The organism is Williamsia sp. M5A3_1d, assembly GCF_053345315.1.
Genome location: NZ_JBKEZX010000002.1, coordinates 703,678 through 727,801, shown reverse-complemented (window position 1 = coordinate 727,801; position 24,124 = coordinate 703,678). Strand labels below are relative to the sequence as shown.

25 protein-coding genes are annotated in these 24,124 nt (G+C 69.6%); 10 read left to right on the top strand and 15 right to left on the bottom strand.

The genetic code is table 11. The features are described 5' to 3' along the window. Positions 1–94: 94 nt before the first annotated feature. Entirely contained in the window at positions 95–499 is a 405-nt protein-coding gene (locus ACLBW1_RS11005) for a hypothetical protein (RefSeq protein ID WP_447811862.1), read from the top strand. 27 nt (positions 500–526) lie between these two features. Here the strand turns inward: ACLBW1_RS11005 and ACLBW1_RS11000 are convergent, their stop codons facing one another. The 4 genes from ACLBW1_RS11000 to ACLBW1_RS10985 all read right to left on the bottom strand — a co-directional run bounded on the left by ACLBW1_RS11000 (position 527) and on the right by ACLBW1_RS10985 (position 5,102). Then, a complete protein-coding gene (locus tag ACLBW1_RS11000) occupies positions 527–1,516 on the bottom strand; it encodes a CDP-alcohol phosphatidyltransferase family protein (protein WP_447811861.1) in 990 nt (329 codons plus the stop codon). After that, positions 1,513–2,205, bottom strand: coding sequence for a phosphatidylserine decarboxylase (locus ACLBW1_RS10995; protein WP_447812160.1), 693 nt, complete (start codon positions 2,203–2,205; stop codon positions 1,513–1,515). The genes ACLBW1_RS11000 and ACLBW1_RS10995 overlap by 4 nt, the downstream gene beginning before the upstream one ends. A 228-nt stretch (positions 2,206–2,433) precedes the next feature. Further along, a complete protein-coding gene (moeA, locus tag ACLBW1_RS10990) occupies positions 2,434–3,663 on the bottom strand; it encodes a molybdopterin molybdotransferase MoeA (RefSeq protein ID WP_447812159.1) in 1,230 nt (409 codons plus the stop codon). Positions 3,664–3,722: 59 nt separating this feature from the next. Further along, the gene (locus ACLBW1_RS10985) at positions 3,723–5,102 is read right to left on the bottom strand and encodes a M20/M25/M40 family metallo-hydrolase (RefSeq protein ID WP_447811860.1); all 1,380 of its coding nucleotides are present in this window, start codon (positions 5,100–5,102) and stop codon (positions 3,723–3,725) included. 62 nt (positions 5,103–5,164) lie between these two features. Here ACLBW1_RS10985 and ACLBW1_RS10980 point away from each other — a divergent pair, with 62 nt between their 5' ends. Together ACLBW1_RS10980 and ACLBW1_RS10975 are read left to right on the top strand one after the other, a co-directional pair. Then, a complete protein-coding gene (locus ACLBW1_RS10980; protein ID WP_447811859.1) occupies positions 5,165–5,965 on the top strand; it encodes an HAD-IIA family hydrolase in 801 nt (266 codons plus the stop codon). 135 nt (positions 5,966–6,100) lie between these two features. Then, on the top strand, positions 6,101–6,307 hold the full coding sequence (locus ACLBW1_RS10975; protein WP_447811858.1) for a hypothetical protein: 207 nt from the start codon (positions 6,101–6,103) through the stop codon (positions 6,305–6,307). A 42-nt stretch (positions 6,308–6,349) separates the two neighbouring features. On the opposite strand, the gene ACLBW1_RS10970 is transcribed toward ACLBW1_RS10975, so the two are convergent. From ACLBW1_RS10970 to ACLBW1_RS10950, 5 genes are all read right to left on the bottom strand, one after another. Continuing rightward, positions 6,350–6,811 (bottom strand): SRPBCC family protein, encoded by a 462-nt coding sequence (locus ACLBW1_RS10970; RefSeq protein WP_447811857.1) that lies wholly within the window; start codon positions 6,809–6,811, stop codon positions 6,350–6,352. A gap of 60 nt (positions 6,812–6,871) precedes the next feature. Continuing rightward, positions 6,872–7,738: an SDR family oxidoreductase gene (locus ACLBW1_RS10965; protein WP_447811856.1), complete on the bottom strand. Its 867-nt coding sequence runs from the start codon at positions 7,736–7,738 to the stop codon at positions 6,872–6,874. Between the two features lie 57 nt (positions 7,739–7,795). Next, positions 7,796–8,920 (bottom strand): acyl-CoA dehydrogenase family protein, encoded by a 1,125-nt coding sequence (locus tag ACLBW1_RS10960; RefSeq protein ID WP_447811855.1) that lies wholly within the window; start codon positions 8,918–8,920, stop codon positions 7,796–7,798. A 63-nt stretch (positions 8,921–8,983) separates the two neighbouring features. Then, positions 8,984–10,156, bottom strand: coding sequence for an acyl-CoA dehydrogenase family protein (locus ACLBW1_RS10955; RefSeq protein WP_447811854.1), 1,173 nt, complete (start codon positions 10,154–10,156; stop codon positions 8,984–8,986). A 276-nt stretch (positions 10,157–10,432) separates the two neighbouring features. Further along, positions 10,433–11,785 (bottom strand): MFS transporter, encoded by a 1,353-nt coding sequence (locus ACLBW1_RS10950; RefSeq protein ID WP_447811853.1) that lies wholly within the window; start codon positions 11,783–11,785, stop codon positions 10,433–10,435. A gap of 94 nt (positions 11,786–11,879) precedes the next feature. Here ACLBW1_RS10950 and ACLBW1_RS10945 point away from each other — a divergent pair, with 94 nt between their 5' ends. Further along, positions 11,880–12,464, top strand: coding sequence for a TetR/AcrR family transcriptional regulator (locus tag ACLBW1_RS10945; RefSeq protein ID WP_447811852.1), 585 nt, complete (start codon positions 11,880–11,882; stop codon positions 12,462–12,464). Positions 12,465–12,489: 25 nt separating this feature from the next. On the opposite strand, the gene ACLBW1_RS10940 is transcribed toward ACLBW1_RS10945, so the two are convergent. Continuing rightward, positions 12,490–12,960, bottom strand: coding sequence for a MarR family winged helix-turn-helix transcriptional regulator (locus ACLBW1_RS10940; RefSeq protein WP_447811851.1), 471 nt, complete (start codon positions 12,958–12,960; stop codon positions 12,490–12,492). A 150-nt stretch (positions 12,961–13,110) separates the two neighbouring features. Here ACLBW1_RS10940 and ACLBW1_RS10935 point away from each other — a divergent pair, with 150 nt between their 5' ends. After that, the gene (locus ACLBW1_RS10935; protein ID WP_447811850.1) at positions 13,111–14,337 is read left to right on the top strand and encodes an FAD-dependent monooxygenase; all 1,227 of its coding nucleotides are present in this window, start codon (positions 13,111–13,113) and stop codon (positions 14,335–14,337) included. On the opposite strand, the gene ACLBW1_RS10930 is transcribed toward ACLBW1_RS10935, so the two are convergent. After that, complete coding sequence (locus ACLBW1_RS10930; protein WP_447811849.1) at positions 14,312–14,767, bottom strand: carboxymuconolactone decarboxylase family protein; 456 nt, start codon at positions 14,765–14,767, stop codon at positions 14,312–14,314. The two genes, ACLBW1_RS10935 and ACLBW1_RS10930, sit on opposite strands and share 26 nt — an antisense overlap. Positions 14,768–14,875: 108 nt before the next feature. On the opposite strand from ACLBW1_RS10930, the gene ACLBW1_RS10925 reads away from it, so the two are divergent. Together ACLBW1_RS10925 and ACLBW1_RS10920 are read left to right on the top strand one after the other, a co-directional pair. After that, the gene (locus tag ACLBW1_RS10925) at positions 14,876–15,895 is read left to right on the top strand and encodes a pirin family protein (RefSeq protein ID WP_447811848.1); all 1,020 of its coding nucleotides are present in this window, start codon (positions 14,876–14,878) and stop codon (positions 15,893–15,895) included. Then, complete coding sequence (locus ACLBW1_RS10920) at positions 15,892–16,272, top strand: GNAT family N-acetyltransferase (protein WP_447811847.1); 381 nt, start codon at positions 15,892–15,894, stop codon at positions 16,270–16,272. The genes ACLBW1_RS10925 and ACLBW1_RS10920 overlap by 4 nt, the downstream gene beginning before the upstream one ends. Before the next feature lie 7 nt (positions 16,273–16,279). Here ACLBW1_RS10920 and ACLBW1_RS10915 read toward each other — a convergent pair whose 3' ends face one another. Together ACLBW1_RS10915 and ACLBW1_RS10910 are read right to left on the bottom strand one after the other, a co-directional pair. Next, positions 16,280–17,638 carry an NtaA/DmoA family FMN-dependent monooxygenase gene (locus tag ACLBW1_RS10915; RefSeq protein WP_447811846.1) on the bottom strand — a complete coding sequence of 453 codons (1,359 nt, stop codon included), beginning with the start codon at positions 17,636–17,638 and terminating at the stop codon, positions 16,280–16,282. Then, a complete protein-coding gene (locus ACLBW1_RS10910; RefSeq protein WP_447811845.1) occupies positions 17,635–18,834 on the bottom strand; it encodes an LLM class flavin-dependent oxidoreductase in 1,200 nt (399 codons plus the stop codon). The genes ACLBW1_RS10915 and ACLBW1_RS10910 overlap by 4 nt, the downstream gene beginning before the upstream one ends. A 135-nt stretch (positions 18,835–18,969) precedes the next feature. Between ACLBW1_RS10910 and ACLBW1_RS10905 the strand changes: the two genes are divergently transcribed. Next, positions 18,970–19,131 (top strand): hypothetical protein, encoded by a 162-nt coding sequence (locus tag ACLBW1_RS10905; protein ID WP_447811844.1) that lies wholly within the window; start codon positions 18,970–18,972, stop codon positions 19,129–19,131. Further along, positions 19,128–20,252 (top strand): LLM class flavin-dependent oxidoreductase, encoded by a 1,125-nt coding sequence (locus tag ACLBW1_RS10900; protein WP_447811843.1) that lies wholly within the window; start codon positions 19,128–19,130, stop codon positions 20,250–20,252. The genes ACLBW1_RS10905 and ACLBW1_RS10900 overlap by 4 nt, the downstream gene beginning before the upstream one ends. 76 nt (positions 20,253–20,328) lie before the next feature. Here ACLBW1_RS10900 and ACLBW1_RS10895 read toward each other — a convergent pair whose 3' ends face one another. Further along, on the bottom strand, positions 20,329–21,153 hold the full coding sequence (locus tag ACLBW1_RS10895; protein ID WP_447811842.1) for a type IV toxin-antitoxin system AbiEi family antitoxin domain-containing protein: 825 nt from the start codon (positions 21,151–21,153) through the stop codon (positions 20,329–20,331). Between the two features lie 168 nt (positions 21,154–21,321). Beyond that, the gene (locus tag ACLBW1_RS10890) at positions 21,322–22,206 is read right to left on the bottom strand and encodes a TIGR03621 family F420-dependent LLM class oxidoreductase (protein ID WP_447811841.1); all 885 of its coding nucleotides are present in this window, start codon (positions 22,204–22,206) and stop codon (positions 21,322–21,324) included. A 240-nt stretch (positions 22,207–22,446) separates the two neighbouring features. Here ACLBW1_RS10890 and groL point away from each other — a divergent pair, with 240 nt between their 5' ends. Next, positions 22,447–24,072 (top strand): chaperonin GroEL, encoded by a 1,626-nt coding sequence (groL, locus tag ACLBW1_RS10885; RefSeq protein WP_447811840.1) that lies wholly within the window; start codon positions 22,447–22,449, stop codon positions 24,070–24,072. The last annotated feature ends 52 nt before the right edge of the window (positions 24,073–24,124 follow it).

Here is a 24,124-nt window from a genome sequence, read left to right as displayed (position 1 = left end):
GACCCGGCGGCACGGGGAACGAAGGACGTGGTTGCAGGTGACAGGCCCAGATCATTCGACGAGGCGTGACGCGACGGTCGCACGGTGGTTGGCGATGCTGATGGTGGTCTTCGCGTCGGTGGTGCTGGCCGGATGCGGGTCCGGCTCGTCGTCGCAGGCCGAGAGCTCCACCACCGGCGCCCTGCAGTTGCCCGCCGATTTCCCGCGCTCCGACGTACCCCTGATCGACGGGGCATTGCTCTCGGCGGGTGGATCGGCCGACGAGGGCTGGAATCTCACGGTGCAGGGCTCGTCGACCATCGCCGCCGCGCTCGACGCGGGCGTGAAGAAGCTGACCGACGCCGGGTACCGCGAGGTCCAGCGCACCACCGACGGCGGGAACCAGGTGGTGGTGCTCACCTCGACGCGGTCGTCGACGACCTACACCGTCGAGGTAGGCAGCGTCGCGGGCGCCGCGGGCGGACCGAACTCGGTGTTCTACCAGGTCTCGAAGAACTGAGCCCGGCGGCACCGGACACCGATCGGGTCAGCGCCGTTCGGGGCGGCGCAGACCCAGCCGGGCCTGTGACTTCTGCGGGCGACTGCGGTCGATGGCCCGCATGGCGCGACGTTCTGCGCGACGTTCCTTGGGGGCCTGATCCCAGGTGTGCGGACGCGACGCGATCCAGCGTTGCGTGCGCCACGCGAACGGGATGTGGACCAGGTACGCCGCGATCACGAGGAACATCAGCAGGTACGGGAACGTGACGAGCAGCGCGGCGCAGATCGCCACCAGGATGAGCAGCCCCACGACCGCGCGCGGCGGGATGGAGTAGGTCTTCAGCGACGCGGTGGGGATGCGGCTCACCGCCAGCGCCGCGGTCAGCATCATCCAGGTCCCGACCGCGGCGAGCGAGGTCCACCAGCCGGTGCCGAACTGCTGCTCGGCGGCCACCGGCAGCAACGCGATCAACGCCGCCGCCGGCGCGGGCACGCCGACGAAGTAGTTCTTGGTGTACTCGGGCACGTCGTCGCTGTCGTCGATGATGTTGAAGCGCGCCAACCGGAGCACCACCGCGCACACGAAGATCAGTGCCAGCACCCACCCGGTGTCCTGTCCGCGCAGCAGCAGTAGATACAGGGTGAGTGCCGGGGCCACACCGAAGTTGATGGCGTCGGCCAGAGAGTCGAGTTCGGCGCCGATCTTGGTGGTCGCGCCCAGCAGCCGTGCGATCCGTCCGTCGACGCCGTCGAGCAACGCCGACGCCGCGATCATCCCGACCGCGAGATCGACTCGACCGTCGAGCGCGAACCGGGCCGCCGAGAGACCCGCGCAGATCGCGAGCACGGTGAGGGCCGACGGGACGAGCAGACGTCCGCCGCCGAGGTCGGGCACACGGGAACGGTTGTGCGCCACCGACTGTCGGAGGGTGCGCCGCCTTCCCGCCGAACCCCGTCCCGACGCTCCCCGACCCAGAGCGCGCCGTCCGGTGGGGCGGCGCGACGATCGCACCGACGTCCGCCGGGCGTCGATCACGTGAGGCTCGCGAGGACGGTCTCGGCGCCGACGGCCCGTTGACCGGGCAGCACCAGCGGGGTCACACCGTCGGGCAGGTAGACGTCGACCCGCGACCCGAAACGGATGAGGCCGTAGGTGGCGCCGAGGGTCAGGGTGTCGCCGGGGCGTGCCTCGCAGACGATGCGGCGCGCGATCAGCCCGGCGATCTGCACGACACCCACATCGACCCCGAACGCCGTCCGGATGCGCATCGAGGTGCGTTCGTTGTCGGTGCTGGCCGCGGGTAGATCGGCCGACAGGAATCGACCGGGGGTGTGGGTCACCGACACGACCTCGCCGGCGATCGGTACGCGCTGGACGTGGACGTCGAGAACGCTGAGGAAGGTCGAGACGCGCGGAAGCGGGTGGTCGCCCAGGCCGAGTTCGGCCGGGGGGACCGCGGTGTCGACGAGGGTGATCTCACCGTCCGCGGGGGCCACGACCGCGCCGGTGGTCGTCGGTGGGACGCGGGTGGGGTGGCGGAAGAAGGTCGCCGAAGCCACGGCGAGTGCGGTCGCGGGCCGACGGATCCATCGGTGTCGGCGGGCCAGCACCGCGACCGCGGCCGGTCCCGCGACGAACGGGATGCCTGCGGGGTGCATCGGCGGGACGGTGTGGCGGATCAGTTCGACGATGTGGGCGGCGCCGCTGGTGTGCTCGGTGAGCACACCGTCGACGGGCGGCGCGGCGATGCCGTCGGTCTCGAACAGGTGCGGTTCGGTCCGTTCGGGGTGCTCGACCGTGGGTGTCCGGGCGGGAGTGCGGGGCCGTCTCGCCACGTCCGCTGCTCCCTCCCTCGTCCGGTGTGTCGGTGTGACTCCGCCGTGTGGCGGACGCGCCCAGGATAGCCGAGCGAGTCGGACCGTCCCGCGCCCCACGGGCGGGTGACCCGCCCGTCAGGCGTCGAGCAGGATCACCTCGACGAGGCTGCCCGCCGCCACGTCGGCGGCGTCGGCAGGGATGTCGATGAGTGCGTTCGCCGAGGCCAGGAAGCGGAGATGGTGCGATGAGGGCGGCCCGATGGGCGCCACCGTCGCGGCGCCGTCGACGTCGACGGTGACGACACCGCGGCGGAACTGCTCTTTGCCCCGGGGTGATCTGATGTCGCCCTCGAGCCGTGCCCGTCGTCGAGTGCGGGCCGGGGGCAGCCCCATCGACGCCCGCATCGGCGGACGCACGAAGATCTCGAACGACACCTGCGCGCTCACCGGGTTGCCCGGCAACGTCACGATCGGCGCCGACGAACCGCCGGAAGCGGTGTACACGCCGCACCCCTGCGGCATGCCTGGCTGCATGGCGACCTTCACGAACTCCACACCGTGTCCGTCGAGCGCGTCCTTCACGACCTCGTACGCCCCGGCGCTGACACCGCCGGAGGTGAGCACCAGATCGACGCGCTCGCCACCGCTGATCATCGCGTCGAGACGCGCCCGGAACTCCCCGACGTCGTCGGGGACGAAATGCACCGGCGTCGCCCGCCCGCCGGCCTCGCGCACGGCGGCGCACAGCATGGCGCCGTTGCTCTCGTAGATCTGGCCGTGCTCGAGGTCGACCCCGGGCGCCATCAGTTCCGAGCCCGTCGACAGCACCACCACGTGGAACGGTTCGTGCACCCGTACCTGCGCGACACCGAGTGCGGCGAGCAGACCCACCTGCGAGGCGTGCAGCACGGTCCCGGCGGTCAGGGCGGTGTCGCCGGCGGCGATGTCGGATCCCGCGCGTCGGATGCTGGTGCCCTCGGCGACCGGGACGGCGATCGCGACCTCGTCGACGCCGCCGTCGGTGGCCTCCACCGCGACCACGGCGTCGGCGCCCTCGGGTATCGGTGCGCCGGTCATGATGCGGTGGGCGGTGTCCGGCTCGAGCCGCAGCCGGTCGGTCCGCCCGGCGTAGATGTCCTGGGCCACGGTGAGTCGGGTGGGGGCGTCGGCCGTGGACTCGGCGACCTCGGCGGCGCGGACCGCGTAACCGTCCATCGCCGAGTTGTCGAAGCCGGGAAGGCGTACTGCGGCGCGCACGTCGTCGACCACCGCGCGTCCGAGGGCGTCGGCGATGGGCACCGACTCGATCGGCGCGGGGGAGAACAGGTCGGCGACCGTGCGCGCGTGGTCGGCGACCGAACGCAGCGTCGCGGGGTCGTCGAAGTGCTGGTGGCCGTGGTGGTGGTCGCCGGTGGTGCTCGAGGTCACGACGGGTACGCCGCGAGGAACAGCGCCTCCGACAGCGCGGTGCGCCGGATCTCGTCGGGCTCGACGCTCTCGTCGGGGGCGTGGATACGACACCGCGGCTCCTCCACCCCGAGCAACGCGATCTCGGCGTCCGGGCAGATCTCGGCGAGCACCGTGCACAGCGGGATCGAGCCGCCCTGACCGGAATGGGCGACCTCGGCTCCGTAGGCGGCCGCCATCGCGGCGGTGAGTGCGCGGTAGCCGGGGCCGTCGGTCGAGGCGGCGAACGGCGCACCGACCGCCTCGGGGTCGATCGTCACGCGTGCGTTCCACGGGATGGCGCGACGCAGATGGGCCTCGAGGGCGTCGCGCGCCGTGGTGGGATCGATGCCGGGCGGCACGCGCAGGTTGAGCATGGCCGATGCGGTGGGCACGATCGCCGCCGCGCAGTTCGCCGTCGACGGTGCGTCGAGACCGATGACGGTGACCGCCGGCCGTGCCCACACCATGTCGGCCGGCGCGCCCGACCCGATCACGTCGACACCGTCGAGAATCGTTGCGTCGGAGGCGAAGACGTCACGGTCGTACGGAACACCCGACCATGTCTGATCGGCGGTGAGCCCGTCGATGGTGGTGTTGCCGTCGGCGTCGCGCAGGCTCGCCAGTCCGGCGATGAGCGCGGCGAGGGCGTCGGGTGCGGCGCCACCGAACTGGCCGGAGTGCACGTCGGAGGCCAGCGTGGACACGGTGACCTTGAGGTTCGCGACGCCGCGCAGGCTGGTCGTGAGCGTGGGTGCGCCGACGGCGACGTTGCCGGTGTCGGCGATGAGGATCATGTCGGCGGCGAACAGTTCGGGTCGTTCGCGGGCCAGGTGGTCGAGTCCTTCGCCGCCGGCCTCCTCCGAACCCTCGATGACGACGCGGATCCCGCATCCCAGCGCGTCGAGTCCGGGGGTCGCCGCGAGAGCGCGCAGGGCGGTGAGGTGGGCGACGACGTTGCCCTTGCAGTCGGCGGCACCGCGGCCGAACCACCGCCCGTCACGATCGGTGAGCGTGAACGGCGGGGAATGCCACAGACCCTCGTCGCCGGCGGGCTGTACGTCGTGATGGCTGTAGAGCAACACCGTCGGTGCGCCGGCCGGGCCCGGCCGATGGCCGATGACCGCAGAGCTGCCGTCGGAGGTCACGATCGATTCGCAGGGGACTCCCACCTCGGCGAACGCCTCGGTGACCCAGTCGGCGGCCGCCGCGCAGGCATCGCGGTGAGACGGGGAGCCGTGCACCGATGCGTACGACACCAACTCGGCGAGATCGGAACGCGCCGCGGCCATCAGCTCGTCGGTCACGGCGACCGTCGTCACGTCGACGGCGGGATGATTCGTGGGGTGATCGGCCATGTTTTCAGCATGCCATCCCCACGCGCTGCGGCCCCCCGTGGTGACGACTAGTTTGAGAGGACATGACGATCGGGCTGCTGCTGGACATCGACGGGGTACTGGTCACCTCGTGGCGTCCGCTGCCGGGCGCGGTCGAGGCTCTCGCCGCCCTACGCGAACGCGGTGTCCCGCGGATGTTCCTCACCAACACGACGTCGAAATCGCGCGCCGAGATCGCAGACGCGTTGAGCGACTGTGGGTTCGCCGTCGACGCCGAAGAGATCCTGAGCGCGGCCCGGCTCACCGGCGACTACCTGCGCGCCCACCACCCGGGCAAGCGGACATGGGTGCTCAACAAGGGCGCGATCGCCGCCGACATGTCCGGCGTGGACGTGGTGACCGAACCCGACGAGGATCCCGAAGTCGTCGTGCTCGGCGGCGCGGGGCCGGAGTTCACCCACGGCGCGTTGTCGCGGGTGCTCGAGCTCATGCTCTCCGGCGTGCCCGTGATCGCGATGCACCGGTCGATGACGTGGTCGACCGAGGAGGGCGTCCGCATCGACACCGGGGTGTATCTCGAGGGGCTGGAGAAGGCCACGGGCAGCACCATCCGGGCCATCGGCAAGCCGTCGCCGATCGGGTTCCGCGCGGCGGTGGAGATGATGGGGCTCGAACCCACGTCGGTGGTCATGGTCGGCGACGACATGCACAACGACGTCCTCGGCGCGCAGGCCTCGGCGATGATCGGGGTGCTGGTGCGCACCGGCAAGTTCCGGGCGTCGGCGCTCGAGACCCTGCAGGCCGACGAGTTCGGCCCGGTGCCCGACCACGTGATCGACTCCGTCGCCGACCTGCCCGCGCTGCTCGACCGTCTGGGCCGCTGAGCATCTGTGCGGCTGGGTGCCGGGGCGAGAAACCTTCCGCGCAAATCCCTTCGCGGGCAGGCGGGTGTTTCGTACCCTGACGCCGTGCGGCGCGCGATCGCGATGCCGTGTCGATGAGGAGGATGGGGCACCACGATGAGCGGATTCAAGGACAAGTTCGACAAGGCCTACGAGGACAAGCCGATCGACGAGCTCGCCGACGCGCCGGTGGACGCGTTGCAGGGTGTCAGCCCGCGGCACGCCGAACTCCTCAAGGAGGCGTTCAACATCACGACGGTGAAGGACCTGGGCACCAACAAGTACTTCCTGTGGGCGCAGGCGGTGTCGAAGCTCGCCGAGTGAGGTGAGCTGACCGACTGTCAGGGCCGTCGCCGCGAGCGTGGTTCAGCTGCGTTCGGCGGCGGCTTTGATCTTCGTGAGGGTCTCGCGCATGCCCTCGGTCAGTTCGTCGTCGAACGGTTCGGTGCCGCCCATGAGCTTGTCGATGAGGAAGGCCGACGCCGCGGTGGTCTTGCCGTTCTTCGCGACCCGGCGTTCGGTCAGCGTGACCCCGTTGTCGGTGGGGGTGATCTCGAATCCCCACTCGGTGCGGTTCTCGGCGATCCGGTAGGTGATCTGACGGTCGGGCTCGTACCGGGTGACGACGGCGGTCGTCGGCCACACCAACAGCCCGCGCTTGTTGACGTTGATGGTCTTCGCGCCGAGTCGGGTTCGCCCGCCACGCACGATCACCTTGCGGCACTGGGGACTCCACTCACCCATGCGCGCGAGGTCGGACACGATCGACCAGACCTTCTCGGGGGTGGCCTCGATGTGGGTCGAGGTCTCGATGAGCGGTGCTGCCATGGGTCGTCTCCTGGTGGTCGGCGCGTCGATGCGTTGGGCGGAGTCTATCGACTGCCGCGGTCACGCCGGGTTCTCGGCCGGGCCCATCGACACCCGCCCGGTGCCGATACCGGCAAGTGTCCCGCCGTCGACCAGGAGGTCGGTCCCGGTGATGAAGCCCGACTTCGTGGGGTCGAGGAGGAAGTCGGCCGCGGCGGCGACGTCCTCGGCCGTCCCGAATCGGCCGGCTGCGTTGTCGGTGACCATGGACTTGTACGCGTCGTGGGCGAAGTCGGCCTCGTACTCGTCCCACCCCATCGGCGTGGCCACCACCCCGGGGCTGATGGAGTTGACCCGCGCGCCGCGGTCGCCCCATCGGGGTGCCTGGGCCTGCACGCGGATCTGGTTGGCGCGCTTGGCGTATCCGTAGGTCATCGCCCGCGCGAGGTCGGCGGGCAGGTCGGGCATCGACAGCAGTGCGACCGCGGCGAGTTCCTCGGCCGGTGCGGTCGCGAAGGTCGCGGCCGTCGCGGTGTCGACGGCATCGCGGAAGATGTGACCGGCGATGCTGGCGATGTAGACGCCGGCGCCTCCGGGGGCGATGACCTCGCCGAACTCGTCGAGCGAGATCGCCGCGCCCACGAGGTCGACCGCGGCGATCCGTTCGGCCGACGCCTGAGCGGGCGACAGTCCCGCCGTGTGCGCGACCGCGGTCACCTCACCGAGTCGTTGCGCGAAGTCGGCGAGGTCACGCACCGATGCGCGATCGGAGACGTCGACCGTGCGATCACGCACGTCGAAGCCCTGCCGTCGCAACGTCGAACTCACCGCCTGCAGGCGGGCGTCGTCGTGGTCGGCGAGCACCAGGGGTCGACCCGACCCGAGTCGACGGGCTATCGCCTCGCCCATCCCGCCGACACCGATGACGACCAGCACGTTCCCGACCATCAGGTCAGGATAGACACGTGTCTGGACGAAAGTCTGCGAACGCAGCGACCGACGGCGTCAGATCAGGGTGAGCATGTCGTGATCGGCGACCGACTCGGCCAGCGCTCGCAGGTGGTCGTCGGATCCACCGAGGGTGCGGGCGATCGCGGTCAGGCGGCTCACCACGTGGCCGACCGGGTATTCGGCGGTGAGGCCGATCCCGCCGTGCAGCTGGATCGTCTCCTGCCCGATGAGTCGGGCCGAATGGCAGATCTGCAGCTTCGCGCGCGAGGCGGTGGCCGGGTCGACGTCGTCGTCGGCGAGACGCATCGTCGCGTAGGTGCTGATGCTGCGCGCCAACTCGAGCTCGACATACATGTTCGACGCGCGGTGGGTGAGCGCCTGGAACGTCTTGAGCGGCACGCCGAACTGCTTGCGCGACTTCAGGTATTCGGTGGTCTGGTTCAGCGCCTGCTCCATCGCACCGACGGCCTCGGCGCACAACAGGGTCTGGGTGACGACCTCGGTGCGGGTGATCACCGCGGCAGCGTCGTCGACCGGGAGAGCGGTGGCGGCAGCGCCGTCGAGGGTGATCCGGGCGGCACGACGACGGTCGTGGGTGCGCAGCGGTGTGCGGGTCACGCCCTCGGCGTCGGCGTCGACGAGGAACAGCGCGGGCGCGCCGTCGAGCGTCGCGGTAACCACGATCTTCCCGGCCACGTCGCCGGCGAGCACGGGGCTCTTGGTTCCGGTCAGGGTGTAGCCGTCACCCGAGGCGGTGGCCGCGGTCGCGAGAGCCGCTGCCGGCCACCGATCGCCGGGCTCGTCGTGGGCGTAGGCGAGGACCAGGCCACCCTCGGCGACCGCACCGACGATCTCGCCGCGCAGGGTGTCGTCGGTGATCGCGGCGATCGCGACACCCGGTGTCGCCATGCCGGTGATGAACGGTTCCGGAGCCAGCGAACGGCCGAATTCACCGGCCACGACCGCGGTCTCGGCGAAACCGGCACCTGCGCCGCCGTCGTCCTCGGAGAACGGCAGTCCGAGGATGCCGATCTCGGCGAGCGAGCTCCAGACCTTCTCGCTCCAACCGCGATCGGTCTCGGCGACCTCGCGGAGCTTCTCGACGTCGTAGGCGCGGCCGAGCACCTCACGTGCGGTGTCGCGGAGGAGCGACTGCTCCTCGGTGAGTTCGAAATCCATGGGGGAGTGACCCTTTCGTGGGTACTGGGTGACCGGGTGCAGGTGTGGGTGGGGGTGTCGGTCCTACAGACCGAGGATCCCCGAGGCGATGATGGTGCGTTGGACCTCCGAGGACCCGCCGTAGATCGACACCTTGCGGGTGTTGAGATACGTCGGCATCGCCAGGTGCGCCCACTCGGCGTCGTCGAGTGCGGGATCGAAGACGGTGAGGGCGTCGGTCCCGGCGAGGTCGGTCATCAGCTCGGTGACCTCCTGGGTGAGCTCGCTGCCGCGCAGCTTCAACACCGACGACACCGGGTTCGGCTTGCCGTCACCGTCGGAGGCGACCACCCGCAGCTGGGTGAGTTCCAGTGCCAGCAGGGCGTTCTCGAGTTCGACGAAGCGCGCACGGGTGAACGGGTCGTCGAGCAGGGAACCGTTCGGGGTCGAGATCGACGCCGCGATCTCCTTGGCCCGGGCGAGACGGATCTTGTTGTAGGAGACGCGGGCGATGCCGCCGCGCTCGTTCGACAGCAGGAACTTCGCGTAGCTCCAGCCGGCGTTCTCCTCGCCGACGAGGTTCTCCACCGGGACGCGCACGTCGGTGAACCACACCTCGTTGACCTCGTGGCCGCCGTCGATGAGCTGGATGGGGCGGCGCTCGATGCCCTCGGACTTCATGTCGATGAGCAGGAAGCTGATGCCGGCCTGCTTCTTCGGTGCGTCGGGATCGGTGCGCACCAGGCAGAAGATCCAGTCGGCGTACTGCGCCAGCGTGGTCCAGGTCTTCTGGCCGTTGACGATGTAGTGGTCGCCGTCGCGGACGGCCTTGGTCTTGAGCGACGCGAGGTCGGAACCGGCCTCGGGCTCGGAGAAGCCCTGGCACCACCAGATGTCGAGGTTCGCCGTGGCGGGCAGGAAGCGGTCCTTGATCTCCTGCGAACCGAACTGCGCGATCACCGGTCCGACCATCGCCGCGTTGAACGCCAACGGTTCGGGCACCGCGGCGAGGTTCATCTGGTCCTGCCAGATGTGGCGCTGCACGGGGGTCCAGTCCTTGCCGCCGTCGGCGACGGGCCAGTTGGGGACCGCGATGCCCTCCTCGTTGAGGATGCGCATGGTGGTGACGATGTCGTCGGGGAAGTTCAGGTTTCCCGCGGCCGAGCGTTCGCGGATCTCTTTGGGGATCTTCGTGGTGAAGAGCGTCCGCATCTCATCGCGAAAGTCCGCTTCTTCGGGGGTGAGGGCGAGGTGCATGACTCCTTATTACTCCCACTTCGGCCCGGGACGTCAACGCAGGTGGGCTCCTCGCGAACACCGGGACACGATCGCCACCGCCGTTATCGCTTCGTGATGTTTCGTGACCGTTCTGTGATGATCAGCCGAGGGTTCGCGGGACCACGCACGGGCACTGTCAGAGGGGAACACCCACACACCTCGAGGAGACCCATGATCCCGCTGCTGGCGCGTCGCTACATCTACCGCTACCTGCTGGTGGCGTTCGCGCTGCCGCTCGTCGCCCGGCTCAGCCTGTCAGCGGGCGCCCGACTCGAACGGCGCAAGGGGCGCCGCACGATCCTCTCGCGCATCCTGACCGGCGTCGGCCGCTTCTCCCGCAAGCGGGTGACCAAGGCCGTCGACAAGGGCGTCGTCACCCCGAAGGCCGCCGAGCGCGCCCGGGCCTGAGGCCTGCTCGCCGCGGTCGCGCAGCACCACGGCGGCGATCGCCGCCGCGAGGATCAGCGACACGATGAAGATCGCGTAGCCCACCGCGGTGGCGCGCAGTCCGGCGTGGACGGTGACGATGCCCGCGATCACCGCGGGCACGCTGAACGCGGTGTAGCAGACCGCGAACACCGCCGCGAAGACCTGAGCGCGCTGCGACGGTGCGCTGGCCCTCGCCATCTCCGACATGATGCCCAGCAGCGTTGTGCCGAAACCGATCCCGGCGAGGATCGAGCCGACGACGTACACCGGCGCCGACTCGGCCAGGACCGCCGACATCGAGATCAGGACCCCGCCCGCGAGCGCGCTGTAGCCGACGACGAGCTTCATCGTGGTCGACGCGCGGGAGGCGACCGTGGAGGCGAGGGCGGCACTGCCGAAGAAGGCGCACAGGATGGCGCCACCGGTCGCATGGTTGGCGACACCGAGGATCTGAGCTGTGATCGACGAGCCCAGGGACAGGTAGAGCCCACCGAGAGACCACGTCGCGAGCATCGCCGGGACCGCCGAGAAGAAGGTCGGGCGCACATCGGGTGGCACGGCGATACTCGGTGAGATCGTCCCCAGCGCATGCGTTCTCGAGGTGAACCCGAGCAGGGGTGAGGTCTCGGGCAGGAACGCGATCGTGGTCAGCAGGACGGCCAGCGCCACGATGAGGACGACGTAGACGATCACCCGCGGGAGCGGCGCGTACTCCACCAGCACGCCCGCGAGCACCACGCCGGTCGCCAGCCCCAGGGGCGGGGTGGCCGTGCTGACCATCGACCCCAGATGCGGGGTTGGGGCGAGGTCGACGAGCGCGGCGCTCACGGTGCCGACCAGCGCGCCCGTCGCGAGACCCTGCAGCACGCGGGCGACGATGAGCATCGTGACGCCGTCGGCGGTCAGGAACACCACCATGCTCACGATCAGCAGCACGATGGCACCGGCGAGGACGGGTCGTCGCCCGATGTGGTCGGAGATCGATCCGACGGTGAGCAGGGTCCCCACCAGTGCGACCACGTACACCGCGAACACGATGGTCAGGGTGAACGCCGAGAATCCGAACAACTGCTGATAGACGGGGTAGAGCGGCGACGGGGCGGCCGACGCCAGCAGCACCACCGTCGAGGTCAGGCCGACCAGCCAGAAGGCCACCGACCGCGGTATCCGTCGCTGCATGTCGTCACTCCTCGCTTAAAGCAATGATTGTTGCTTTTGAGAAGGTAGCACCGGTCGTCGAATTAAAGCCAGTCGATTTGCAATAATGGCAGACATGACCTCCCTTCGCACCTCCGCCCGACGCCCCGGTGGTCGCAGCGCGCGCGTGCAGGCCGACGTCTACTCGGCGGTCGGCGCGCTGGTCAGCGAGGGTCATCGCGACACCTTGACCGTCCCGCAGGTCGCCGAACGGGCCGGGGTGAACCCGACCAGCATCTATCGCCGCTGGGGTGGGGTCGCGGCGCTTCTCGAAGAGGTCGCCGTCGCGGCGCTCACCGGCGACGAGCCCATGCCCGACACCGGCTCCATCCGCGGCGACCTCGAGGCATGGGCGGGCATCATCGTCACCGACATCACCCGTCCCGAACGCATCGTCTACCTGCGCGCGATGGTGAGTGCGCGGGAGGGGACCCCGGGCGAGTGCCCGTGCTGGGAGATCCGCGACGCGCAGGCCGGTCAGATGCTGGCCCGCGCCGCCGACCGCGGTGAGTCCGTCCCCACCGTCGCGCAGGTGCTCAACCACATCGTGGCGCCGCTGTACCACCACGTGGTGTTCGGGTTGCACGCCGACGAGGCCTTCGCGCATTCCCTGGTCGCCGATGTACTGGCGATGGCGCCGGCGCGCGTTCTTGCCGAATAACAGCCTGGCCGAATAACAGCGCAGCTCAGTCGTTTCCGCTGTCCGCGGTCGCCTCGGTGATCGCCGACAGGAATCGCAGCACGACCTCGCGTTCATCGTCGGGCAGTGCCCGGCAGACGTCGTCGATGCGGCCGATCGTCGAACTCCAGGCCGCGTGGGTGGCCTGCCGCGCCGCGGGGGTCTCGATCACCGACACGCGGCGCCGGTCGACGGTGTCGCGGACGCGTTCGACGTGCCCGGCGCGCTCGAGACGGTCGACCAGCACGGTGGCCGAGGCCGACCGGATCCCCAGGTGTGCCGCCAGCTCGGCCACCCCCATCGGTCCGCGCTGAGCGAGCGCGGCGATCGCCGACATGTCGTTCGGGTTCATCCCCATGCGGTCGGCCATCCGCCCGACGAGTTCGCGCGAGGCGCCGACGAGATCGCGGACGGCGACGGTCGCCGGATCGAGGTCCCCGTAGGAGTGGTCCCCGTGGGGGTGATCTGGGGTCGGCATGGAAGACATCCCACCACCAGCTCGCTGTGTAGTCAATATGGTGATCAGTTCATCTGATTGCTAGATTGTCTAGGTATCTTAACGGCGACGGAGGACGAGATGGACATGGACGATCGACGACCACACACAGGCGATTGGCCCAGGGTGTTGGTGACCGGAGGGAGCATCGGCGGGCCGGCGCAGGCGTGGGCCCTGCATCGCGCCGGCTTCGCGGTGACCCTGCTCGAACGGGCACCGCGCATGCGCGAGGCCGGACAGAACATCGACATCCGCGACTCCGGTCATGCGGTGCTCCGCGCGATGGGGATCGGTGACGAGGTGAAGGCAGCGGGGACCGGTGAGGTGGGGATTCGTTATCACGACCATCGCGGTGAGCCCTACGCCGAGCTGCCCACCCTCGAGGGCGAGGACGGGCCGACAGCCGAGCTGGAAATCCTGCGCGGGAAGCTCTCCGAGATCCTGCTCGGCCTGACCGACGGTTCGGTGGAGCACCGGTACGGGACGTACGTCGCGGCGCTCGACGACGACCCCGACACCGGCGTCTCCGTCGAGTTCGCCGACGGCACGCGGGAGCACTTCGACCTCGTCGTGGTGGCCGAGGGCCGCAACTCCACCACACGCGACCTCGTGTTCGGTGACGAGGTGGGCACGATCAGCCGGGGGCTCTACATCGCCTACGGCACGATCGCGCGGACCGCCGCCGACGACGACTGGTGGCGCTGGATGACCGCACTCGACAGCCGGATGGTCGGTCTCCGTCCCGACAACACGGGCACCGTCCGCGCGAACCTCGGCTTCGTCGCGCCGGACCTCGGCCTCGATCGCCTGGGCAACGCCGCACAGATGAAGGTCCTGCGTGCGCGGTTCGACGGTGTCGGGTGGGAGACCGACCGCATCCTCGACGGCTTCGCCGCGGCGCCGGAGGAGTTCTACATGGAACGCACCGACAAGGTGGTGCTGCCGACCTACTCGCGCGGACGCGTCATCGTCGTCGGCGACGCGGCGTGGGCGGGGGGCCCGACCGGCATGGGGACCACGCTCGCGCTCGTCGGCGCGTATGTCCTCGCCGGTGAACTCGACGCCGCCCGCACTGATTCCGGGATCGACCATCGAAGGGCCTTCGACGCCTACGAACGGATCATCCGTCCGTACGCCGAGACCGTGCAGACCCCACCGCCGGGCGGACCTCGCACCGTCATGCCGCGGACCGGGGCCGGACTGCGGGTGCTGCGCGCCGCCCACAGGCTGCTCGCGATACCGGCGGTGCGATCACGCGTCGAGCATCGACTCCTCTCGCGCGCCGGGAAGGATTTCGTGCTGCCGAGCTACCGGATCTACGACGCGGGGTCCGTCACTGCCGGACGGGGTGTCGGCTGAGGATGGACACGCGGTTGAAGGCGTTGATGGCGATGGCGACCCAGATGACCGCGGAGATCTGGTCGTCGGTGAGCGTCGCGCGGGCCCGCTCGTAGTCGATCTCCTGCAGATCGTGGGACGGCAATGTCGTCACCGTCTCGGCCAGGAGAAGTGCGGCCCGCTCGGTGTCGTCGAACAGTTCGGTGTCGCGCCAGGCGGGCAGCGTCGCGATCCGCTGCACCGTCTCGCCCGCGGCGATCGCCCGGCGCGAGTGCAACTCCAGGCAGAACGCGCACCCGTTGATCTGCGACACGCGCAGGTTGATCAGCTCCACCAGGATGCGCGGGAGGTCGGCGTCCCGCGCGGTGTCCGACACCGCCGCCGCGACACCGCCCAGCGCCCGATACGCCTCGGGCGACTGCTTGTCGATGTAGACGTGCGCGTGGTCCATCGTGGCTCCTGTGCGTGACTCGGCGGGCGCACGCCGCAGGTGAGACCACCGGCGTATCGTTCGCTCACGCATCAACATAGACGTGCGAGCGCGAACGGATGGACGGCGATGAGCAATCTCGAGGAGCACCCGGTGTCCCAGGAGTGTGTCGCCGATCCGCGCGGCGGGGTGGAGGTCATCACCGCCCGAGACGTGCCGCTGGGCGGTCCCCGCGCGATGCGTGTCCGTCGGACCCTGCCGCAACGACAACGGTCGCTCATCGGGGCGTGGTGCTTCATCGACCACTATGGGCCCGAGGACGTGTCGACATCGGCCGGCATGGACGTGGCACCGCATCCGCACACCGGTCTGCAGACCGTCAGCTGGTTGTTCACCGGCGAGATCGAGCATCGCGACTCCGCGGGCGTCCACGCGATGGTGCGGCCCGGCGAGCTCAACCTCATGTCGGCCGGGCACGGCATCAGCCACTCGGAGGTCTCGACCCCCGCCACGACGATCCTGCACGGCGCGCAGCTGTGGCTGGCCCTGCCCGACGCCGTCCGTGACGACGACCACGGGTTCGACCACTTCGCGCCCGAACCGGTGACCATCGCCGAGGCGCAGATGAGGGTGTTCCTCGGCGAGGTCGGGATGACGATCGGCGACGAGAACGTACGGGCGTCGTCGCCGGTGCGGACCGCGACCGCGCTCGTCGGCGCGGAGATCGTGCTCCCCGCGCGCTCGACGGTGACGCTGGTGGTCGACCCCACCCACGAACACGGCGTGCTCAGCGACCGGGGCGACATCGCCGTCGAGGCCGCGCCGCTCGCGATCGGCGAACTCGGCTACGTCGGTGGCGGATCGCCCGCCGTCGTCGTGGAGAACAGATCCGACGAGCCGGGGCGCGTCCTGCTGGTCGGGGGTGAGCCGTTCACCGAGGAGATCATCATGTGGTGGAACTTCGTCGGGCGCACCCACGACGAGATCGCCTCCTACCGCGCACAGTGGGAGGCCGGCGACCCCCGCTTCGGGACCGTCGAGGGATACGTCGGGCCGCACCCGCGCATACCGGCACCCGAGATGCCCACCACCACACTGCGACCGCGCGCCAACCCGGCGCCGCACGTCGGAACTCCGAAAGGCGAATGACCATGCCGCTGGACAAGTCCGGAGCCCAGGCCGAGATCGCCGACAACCCCGCGATGCAGCGATTCGAGATCTCCGTCGACACCGGTGACGGCACCTCGTCGGTGGTCGGCTTCGCGCTGTACCGCGACCGTACCGACGACGACGGCCGCGCCCAGCGGATCTTCTTCCACACCGAGGTCGACGAGGCCTTCGGTGGCCGAGGGCTCGGCACGCTGCTCGTGCGCGGCGCGCTCGAGGCCATGCGCGACAACGGAACCCGCGTGGTGCCTGTGTGCCCGCTGTTCGCCGCCTACCTGCGCAAGCACGACGACTTCGCCGACATCGTCGATCGTCCCACGAGGGAGATCATGGCCGACCTGCGCGAGCAGACCACCTGAATCGGGGTCAGGCCTCCACGCGAGGTCGCACGTCGGCGAGACCGAGATGGTCGCGCAACGTGTCGCCGGTGTAGTCCTCGCGGTGCACCCCGCGCTCCTGCAGGATCGGCACCACCTCGTCGGCGAAGCGGTCCAGACCGCCGGGGGTGATGTGCGGGACGAGGATGAATCCGTCGCACGCGTCGGCCTCGACGAACTCGATCATGGTGTCGGCGATGGTCTCCGCCGATCCGATGAACGACTGACGACCGGTGACCTCCACGATCAGCTCCCGCGTGGTGAGCTTCTTCGCCTCGGCCAGCTGCCGCCATTCCGCTGCGACATCCCGCGGATCGCGGTGGATGCGAACGCTCGCCCGCCCCTTCGCGACGGTGTTCTCGCCGGGGATCGGATCGACGGTGGGCAACGGGCCGTCGGGGTCGTGGTCGGAGAGGTCGCGATTCCACAGTTGCTCGAGGAACTTGATCGCGGTCTGACCGCTGACCTGCGCCAGCCGTACCTCGTGGGCGAGGTCGGCGGCGTCGGCGTCGGTGTCGCCGATGACGAACGTCGTCGCGGGCAGGATCAGCAGCTCGTCGCGTTCGCGACCGAACCGGGCGAGTCTGCCCTTCACGTCGGCGTAGAACTCCTGACCGGCCTCGAGCGTCGAATGGCGCGAGAAGATCGCGTCGGCGGTCTCGGCCGCGAAGTCCCGACCCTCCTCGGAGTCGCCGGCCTGGAAGATGACCGGGCGCCCCTGTGGACTGCGCGGCACCGAGAACCGACCGGTGATGTCGAACTGGCTGCTCGCGTAGGAGAACGCGCCGGCGTCGGGTCGGCGGAGGAACCGGCCCGTGGCCTTGTCGGCGACGATGTCGGAGTCGAGCCACGAATCCCACAGCCGCTGCGCGGCGTCGAGGAATTCGCGTGCACGGGTGTAGCGGTCGTCCTTGGCGAGGTAGCCACCGCGGCGGAAGTTCTGCCCGGTGAACTCGTCCCACGAGGTGACCACGTTCCACGCCGCCCGCCCGTCGGTCAGGTGGTCGAGGCTCGCGAACTGCCGCGCGACCTCGACCGGCTCGTTGAACGTCGAGTTGATGGTGCCGGTGAGGCCGAGGTGGGTGGTGACCTCGGCGAGCGCCGCGAGCACGGTGAAGGTGTCGGGGCGGCCCACGACGTCGAGGTCGTAGATCTGGTCGTTCTGCTCGCGCAGTCGCAACCCCTCGGCGAGGAACAGGAAGTCGAACTTGGCGCGTTCGGCGGTGCGCGCGAAGTGCACGAACGACTCGATGTCGATGTGGCTGCCCGCCGCCGGATCGCTCCACACCGTGGTGTTGTTGACGCCCGGGAAGTGGGCGGCGAGATGGACCTGCTTGCGTGTGGTCACGTGGTCACCAGTCCTGCGTAGCGGTTGGCGGGGCGGGGGAGTCGGAGATGTCCGCGCAGCGTCGTCTCGGTGTACTCCGTGCGGAACAGGTTGCGACGCTGTAGTTCCGGGACGACGCCGGCCACGATCGCCTCGAGGTCGGTGGGTACGGCCCCGGGTCGGAGGCGGACACCGGCCACCCCGGTGTCGGGATCGACCAGCTCGGCGATCCGGTCGGCGACATCGGCGGGGGTACCGACGACCACTGTGGCGTCGTCGGTGAACTCGGTGCCGAGCCACTCGTCGAGTCGGTCGCGGTGCGCCCGGGCGTCGTCGCGGGTGTCGCCGAGGAACACGGTCAGATCGGCGAGCACGCGCACGGCGTCGTCGCGTCCGGCCTCGACCCGTGCGTGGTCGATCTCGGCGACGATCCGGTGTGCGTCCGCGGCGTCGGTGGGGGTCACGAACGCGAGATCGGCCGACGTACCGACGAAACGGTGGACATCGGCGGTGTGGCTCAGTGCGGCGATCACCGGTTGACCCTGGGGCGGTCGCGGTGTGATCGACGGCCCGCGCACCGAGAAGAACTCTCCCCGGAAATCGATGTAGTGCAGCTTGTCGCGGTCGACGAAACGACCGGTCGCGACGTCGCGGATCTCGGCGTCGTCCTCCCAGCTGTCCCAGAGGCGGCGCAGCACCTCGGCGTGGTCGGCGGCCTCGGCGAGCAGGTCGGGGATGGGTTCGGCCGTGGGACGGCGCCCGAACAGGGCGGTGTCGTCGGGGCGGTTCGAGATCCGCAGGCGCACGCCGGCGCGACCGTGCGACGCGTGGTCGAGACTCGCGATGGCCTTCGAGACGTGGAACGGCTCGGTGTGGGTGGTGACCGCGGTCGGGATCAACCCGATGCGGTCGGTGGCGAGCGCGAGGCGGGCCGCGACGAGGGTCGAGTCGAGATGTCCCACGGCCAGGTCCACGCGTCCGTCGGTGGTCGCGGCCGGCGTATTCGAGAGGGACGAGGAGTCCGACAGGGAGAACGAGTCTTCGAGCGTCACCAGATCGAGCAGCCCGCGCTCGGCGAGGCGCACCTGATCGATCCAGTACTGCGCGCCGGTGAGCTCGGTGGGTCGGGCCGATTCGAGGCGCCAGGCCGCGGGGTGTCGGCCCGCACCGCCCAGCGCGACGGCGATGTGGATCGAATGCTCGGGGCTCGCGGTCACGCGGTCCTCACCTCCTGGTTGCGGCTGTTGTGGGATCAACCCCCAGGGTGCTGGTGACGATTCCGTTCGCGCGGAGAACAAATCACGGTGAGCGCAACGGTCGCGCGATCGGTCGTGCCGGCGCTCACTGGTTGCATGTCTGTCTCCATCGGTGCCCTGCGCCCGTCGTGGCCGGCGAGGTTGCGGGCGATCGACCTACTCGCGGCCGCCGCCGCGCTCAACCCCGATGCGCATTCGGTGTGGCCGCCCTCGCGCACCCCGGTGATCTCGCAGAGCGACAAGAAAGACGTGCGATGACCGCCATCCCGTTGTCGGTGCTGGACCTGTCGCCGATCTCCGAGGGAGACACCGCCGCCGATGCGCTGCGGAACTCGGTGCGACTCGCGCAGCACGCGGAGAGCCTGGGCTACAAACGTTTCTGGCTCGCCGAGCATCACTTCGTCGCCGTGGCCAGCTCGTCGACACCGACCGCGATCGCGCTCGTCGCCGCGGCCACCGACCGCATCCGCGTGGGTGCGGCGGCCGTGCAGGTCGGTTTCCACACGCCGGTGTCGGTGGTGGAGGCGTTCGGGACGATCGACGCGTTGCATCCGGGACGCCTCGATCTGGGGCTGGGCCGGTCGGGTCAGCGGCGGACCGAAGCCCGGTCCACCGGCGCCACGGCACCGCCGTCGGCCGCGCCGGCCCCGGTCGAGCGCGTCGTGGACGGGGTGCTGGTTCCCGCGCCGTTCCCCATCGCGAAGCTGTTGGGATCGCCGAGGCTGGCCGCGGCGTCGACCGCTCTGCTACCGCCTCCCGCGGAGCAACCCGATTTCGCCGAGGCCGTCGACGACGTGCTCGCATTGCTCGAGGGCACCTTCGAGGTCGGCGGCGAGCACTTCTCGGCGGTGCCCGGTGAGCACGCCGACGTCGAGGTGTGGGTGTTCGGCAGCAGCAAGGGACAGAGCGCCCAGGTCGCGGGCGCACGGGGGTTGCCCTTCGTCGCGAGCTACCACATCACCCCGTCGACAGCGCTCGACGCCGTGGCCGCCTACCGCGACGCCTTCGTCCCGTCGGCGACGCTCGCCGAGCCCTACGTGGTGGTCTCGGCCGATGTCGTCGTCGCCGACGACGGCGCCACCGCGCGAGAGCTCGCCTCGAGTTTCGGGCCGTGGGTGCACAGCATCCGCGCCGGTGGCGGCGCCGTGCCGTATCCCGACCCCGCGGTCACCGAACCGCTCACCGAGTCGCAGCAGGCCGTCGTCGACGATCGTGTCCGCACCCAGTTCGTGGGCGACGCGGCCTCGGTCGCCGAGCAACTCCGCACCCTGGCTGCCGCCACCGGCGCCGACGAACTCGTGGTCACGAGCGTCACCCATGGCTTCGACGACCGCCTTCGCTCCCACGAGCTTCTCGCGAAGGAGTGGGGCCTGGCCTGAAGCGGCTGGGATCCTGCATTCAGCGCGTCGGCAAGTCTCTCCACGGGATGCCGCGTCGCTGAGTGCAGATTCTCGGTCAGTGGTGGTCACCCCGGCGGACCACGTCGAGGATCGCCCGGTTGCAGGTGGGCCACTCGTGCACGATCTGGCGGTAACTGAGCCGCATCGGAAGGTAACCGAGAGCGATGAGGGTCCTGTCGCGCGCTCGGTCGTTCTCATAGCCGTCCAGGCCGGTGTGGTGGGCGAGGCTGTCGCATTCGATGACGAGGCGTTCACCCACCAGGAGATCCACGAACCCGACACCGTCGATGAGTGGTTGGACTGTCACCGCGATGTTCTGCGACCGCAGACGCAGCCGCACCATCGTCTCGGTTCCCGACTGCGCCGCCGGGTCGCATCGATCGAGAAGCGAACGGATTCGTGACGGTGCCGCCGACAGTGCCGTGGCCAGTTCCTCCCCGGTGGCCAGGCGAGTGTTCAGAGCCGAGTCGCAGAGCACGACCAGTCCCTCGGCATCGAGACAGAGAACCGCGTGACGCAGCGCGCACAGGAGATCGTCGACGGCCGAGGTCGGTGGCGGGATCGGGCCGTGGAGTCGGCATGCGTCAGGGATCCGGCTGCCACGGTGTGCCGCCCGGACATGGAGTCTGCGTCGGTCCTCCGGAACCCACAGCCCATGGCGTCGCAGCGCAGCCAGACACGTCAGCACCCCGCCCGCGCGGACGGCCTCGACAACTTGGGGGTCGGCCCACGGACTCGCGAACCAGCCGGGTCGTAGTCGGTGCAGCTCACCGGTCCGAATCAGGCGTCTGACGGAGGCGTCGTCGACTCCGATCGCGATCAGCTGCGCGCGTGACACGACTCCACCCGGGGGTGTGATGAGGAGCGGCAGATCTCGCACGACGAGCAGTGTCGGTGCCCCGCGGCGGCCACAATCGTCGCAGGCTCGTCACCGGACCTCATCTGTGGACGCGAGACCACCTGGGGAGGAACCCGACGCCGCTGAGATTCTGCACTGAGCGGATCAGCACCGTCGTATGAGCCGCGGCGACGCGCTCAGAGCCGGATCTCAGCGGAGTTCGGCGATGACCTCGGCGAAATCCTCCCGCGCACGCCCCAGCACGGTGATGTTGCTGATCCCGGTCCGCTCCCGGACACCGACGAGCTTCTCGGCGATCTCGGACGGGGTACCGACCAGCACCGTCGGCAACGCGGCGAACTCCTCGGCGGACAGGTTCGGTGCATACTCGGCGTGCAGTTCCTGGGTGCGCCGCTCGCGATCGCCGGTGATCGCGACCGCCTGTGCCAACAGGTTCCATTCGATGTCGTCGGCTCGCGCTCCCGCGGCATCACGGGCGAACCGGACCCGTTCGTCGATGTCGGCGGCCGAGTTCAGCGACATCGTCCCGTCGCGATCGGGACTGGCACCGGTGAAGCCGATGATGTCGGCGTGCTCGGCGGCAAGGCGGAGCATCTTGTCGCCGTTGCCGGCGAGGAAAAGCGGGATGTGCGGCTGGGTGGGGCGCGGCGCGTAGGACTCGCCCTCGATGAGGTCGTAGACCGTCTCGACGGTGGTGCGCAGGTGTGCGACGCGGGTGCCCGCCGACTCGAACGGGATGCCGGCACTCTCGAACTCGGACCTGACGTAACCCGTCCCGAGTCCCAACTCGATCCGTCCACCGGTGGCGACGTCGGTGGTGGCCACGTCGCGCGCCAGGATCGTCGGGTTGTAGAAGCCGGCGTTCAGGACGCAGGTGCCTAGCCGTACCCGGTCGGTGACGCCGGCCGCCGCGACCAGTGCGGGGAACGGACTCGGGAGCCCCAGATGGTCGGGCACGAGGAGCATGTCGTAGCCGAGCTGTTCGATGCGCCGAGCGTCGTCGAGCCAGGTCGCACGGTCGGCGATGGTGGGCTGGTTGAGGCCGAACCGGAACGGGCGCGCGGAAGAGGTCATGGGGCAACCGTAGCGACGGTAACGACCGTGTTCCCGCTGGATTCGCGGTGGGCGGATGAGTTCGGCTGACCTTGCACTCGACCCAGGCGAGTGCTAAAAACGTGGTTGGCACTCTCGAACCGGGAGTGCCAGGTCGGAACGGTGAGATCGGGTCTTCACTGACACCCCCGGTCGTCCGTCGCGGGCACCGAGTCCGGCCAACGAACTTCAGTGTCACCCCCTATCGGAGGATCACTTCGCATGGCCAAGCAAATCGCGTTCGACGAAGAGGCCCGTCGCGGCCTCGAGCGGGGACTCAACGCCCTCGCCGACGCAGTCAAGGTGACGTTGGGACCCAAGGGTCGCAACGTCGTTCTGGAGAAGAAGTGGGGCGCCCCCACCATCACCAATGACGGCGTCTCCATCGCCAAGGAGATCGAGCTCGAGGATCCCTACGAGAAGATCGGTGCCGAGCTCGTCAAGGAGGTCGCCAAGAAGACCGACGACGTCGCAGGCGACGGCACCACCACCGCAACCGTTCTCGCCCAGGCACTCGTTCGTGAAGGTCTGCGTAACGTCGCGGCCGGCGCGAACCCGCTGGGTCTGAAGCGCGGCATCGAGAAGGCCGTCGCGGCCGTCACCGAGTCGCTCCTCGCATCCGCCAAGGAGATCGACACCAAGGAGCAGATCGCTGCCACCGCCGGTATCTCCGCGGGCGACCCGTCCATCGGCGAGCTCATCGCCGAGGCCATGGACAAGGTCGGCAAGGAAGGCGTCATCACGGTCGAGGAGTCGAACACGTTCGGCCTCGAGCTGGAGCTCACCGAGGGTATGCGCTTCGACAAGGGCTACATCTCGGGCTACTTCGTGACCGACGCCGATCGTCAGGAAGCGGTCCTCGAGGACCCCTACATCCTGCTGGTCTCGGGCAAGGTCTCGACCGTCAAGGACCTGCTGCCGCTGCTGGAGAAGGTCATCCAGGCCGGCAAGCCGCTGCTGATCATCGCCGAGGACATCGAGGGCGAAGCGCTCTCGACCCTGGTGGTCAACAAGATCCGTGGCACCTTCAAGTCGGTCGCCGTGAAGGCCCCCGGCTTCGGTGACCGTCGCAAGGCCATGCTGGCCGACATCGCCATCCTCACCGGTGGCGAGGTCATCAGCGAAGAGGTCGGCCTCTCGCTCGAGGGTGCGGGCATCGAGCTGCTCGGCACCGCGCGCAAGGTCGTCGTCACCAAGGACGAGACCACCATCGTCGAGGGTGCCGGCGACGCCGACGCCATCGCCGGTCGTGTCTCGCAGATCCGTGGCGAGATCGAGAACAGCGACTCCGACTACGACCGCGAGAAGCTGCAGGAGCGTCTGGCCAAGCTGGCCGGCGGCGTCGCGGTCATCAAGGCCGGCGCTGCGACCGAGGTCGAGCTCAAGGAGCGCAAGCACCGCATCGAAGATGCCGTGCGCAACGCCAAGGCCGCTGTCGAAGAGGGCATCGTCGCCGGTGGTGGCGTGGCCTTGCTGCAGTCGGAGCCGGCCATCGACGGTCTGTCGCTCGAGGGTGACGAGGCCACCGGTGCCAACATCGTGCGCGTCGCGCTCGAGGCCCCGGCCAAGCAGATCGCGTTCAACGCGGGCCTCGAGCCCGGCGTCGTCGCCGACAAGATCCGCAACAGCCCGCTGGGCACCGGCCTCAACGCCGGCACCGGCGTGTACGAGGATCTCCTCGCCGCCGGCATCAACGACCCGGTGAAGGTCACCCGCTCGGCGCTGCAGAACGCAGCCTCGATCGCGGCTCTGTTCCTCACCACCGAGGCCGTTGTCGCCGACAAGCCGGAGAAGAACGCTGCCCCGGCCATGCCGGGCGGCGACGAGATGGGCGGCATGGGCTTCTGAGATAACTCAGAACCCGAGTCGCGCAACGCAACTCATGTTCGAGGGCCGGTCA

Excerpts from the sequence above, each read along its gene's own strand:
- ACLBW1_RS10975 (WP_447811858.1), top strand. The coding sequence starts at position 6,101 with ATGAGCGGATTCAAGGACAAGTTCGACAAGGCCTACGAGGACAAGCCG.
- ACLBW1_RS10920 (WP_447811847.1), top strand. The coding sequence starts at position 15,892 with ATGACCATGCCGCTGGACAAGTCCGGAGCCCAGGCCGAGATCGCCGAC.
- ACLBW1_RS10970 (WP_447811857.1), bottom strand. The coding sequence starts at position 6,811 with ATGGCAGCACCGCTCATCGAGACCTCGACCCACATCGAGGCCACCCCC.
- ACLBW1_RS10930 (WP_447811849.1), bottom strand. The coding sequence starts at position 14,767 with ATGGACCACGCGCACGTCTACATCGACAAGCAGTCGCCCGAGGCGTAT.
- ACLBW1_RS10980 (WP_447811859.1), top strand. The coding sequence starts at position 5,165 with ATGACGATCGGGCTGCTGCTGGACATCGACGGGGTACTGGTCACCTCG.
- ACLBW1_RS11005 (WP_447811862.1), top strand. The coding sequence starts at position 95 with ATGCTGATGGTGGTCTTCGCGTCGGTGGTGCTGGCCGGATGCGGGTCC.
- ACLBW1_RS10985 (WP_447811860.1), bottom strand. The coding sequence starts at position 5,102 with ATGGCCGATCACCCCACGAATCATCCCGCCGTCGACGTGACGACGGTC.
- ACLBW1_RS10925 (WP_447811848.1), top strand. The coding sequence starts at position 14,876 with ATGAGCAATCTCGAGGAGCACCCGGTGTCCCAGGAGTGTGTCGCCGAT.
- ACLBW1_RS10945 (WP_447811852.1), top strand. The coding sequence starts at position 11,880 with ATGACCTCCCTTCGCACCTCCGCCCGACGCCCCGGTGGTCGCAGCGCG.
- ACLBW1_RS10890 (WP_447811841.1), bottom strand. The coding sequence starts at position 22,206 with ATGACCTCTTCCGCGCGCCCGTTCCGGTTCGGCCTCAACCAGCCCACC.
- ACLBW1_RS10965 (WP_447811856.1), bottom strand. The coding sequence starts at position 7,738 with ATGGTCGGGAACGTGCTGGTCGTCATCGGTGTCGGCGGGATGGGCGAG.
- ACLBW1_RS10960 (WP_447811855.1), bottom strand. The coding sequence starts at position 8,920 with ATGGATTTCGAACTCACCGAGGAGCAGTCGCTCCTCCGCGACACCGCA.
- ACLBW1_RS10905 (WP_447811844.1), top strand. The coding sequence starts at position 18,970 with ATGTCTGTCTCCATCGGTGCCCTGCGCCCGTCGTGGCCGGCGAGGTTG.
- groL (WP_447811840.1), top strand. The coding sequence starts at position 22,447 with ATGGCCAAGCAAATCGCGTTCGACGAAGAGGCCCGTCGCGGCCTCGAG.
- ACLBW1_RS10940 (WP_447811851.1), bottom strand. The coding sequence starts at position 12,960 with ATGCCGACCCCAGATCACCCCCACGGGGACCACTCCTACGGGGACCTC.
- ACLBW1_RS10955 (WP_447811854.1), bottom strand. The coding sequence starts at position 10,156 with ATGCACCTCGCCCTCACCCCCGAAGAAGCGGACTTTCGCGATGAGATG.
- ACLBW1_RS10900 (WP_447811843.1), top strand. The coding sequence starts at position 19,128 with ATGACCGCCATCCCGTTGTCGGTGCTGGACCTGTCGCCGATCTCCGAG.
- ACLBW1_RS10950 (WP_447811853.1), bottom strand. The coding sequence starts at position 11,785 with ATGCAGCGACGGATACCGCGGTCGGTGGCCTTCTGGCTGGTCGGCCTG.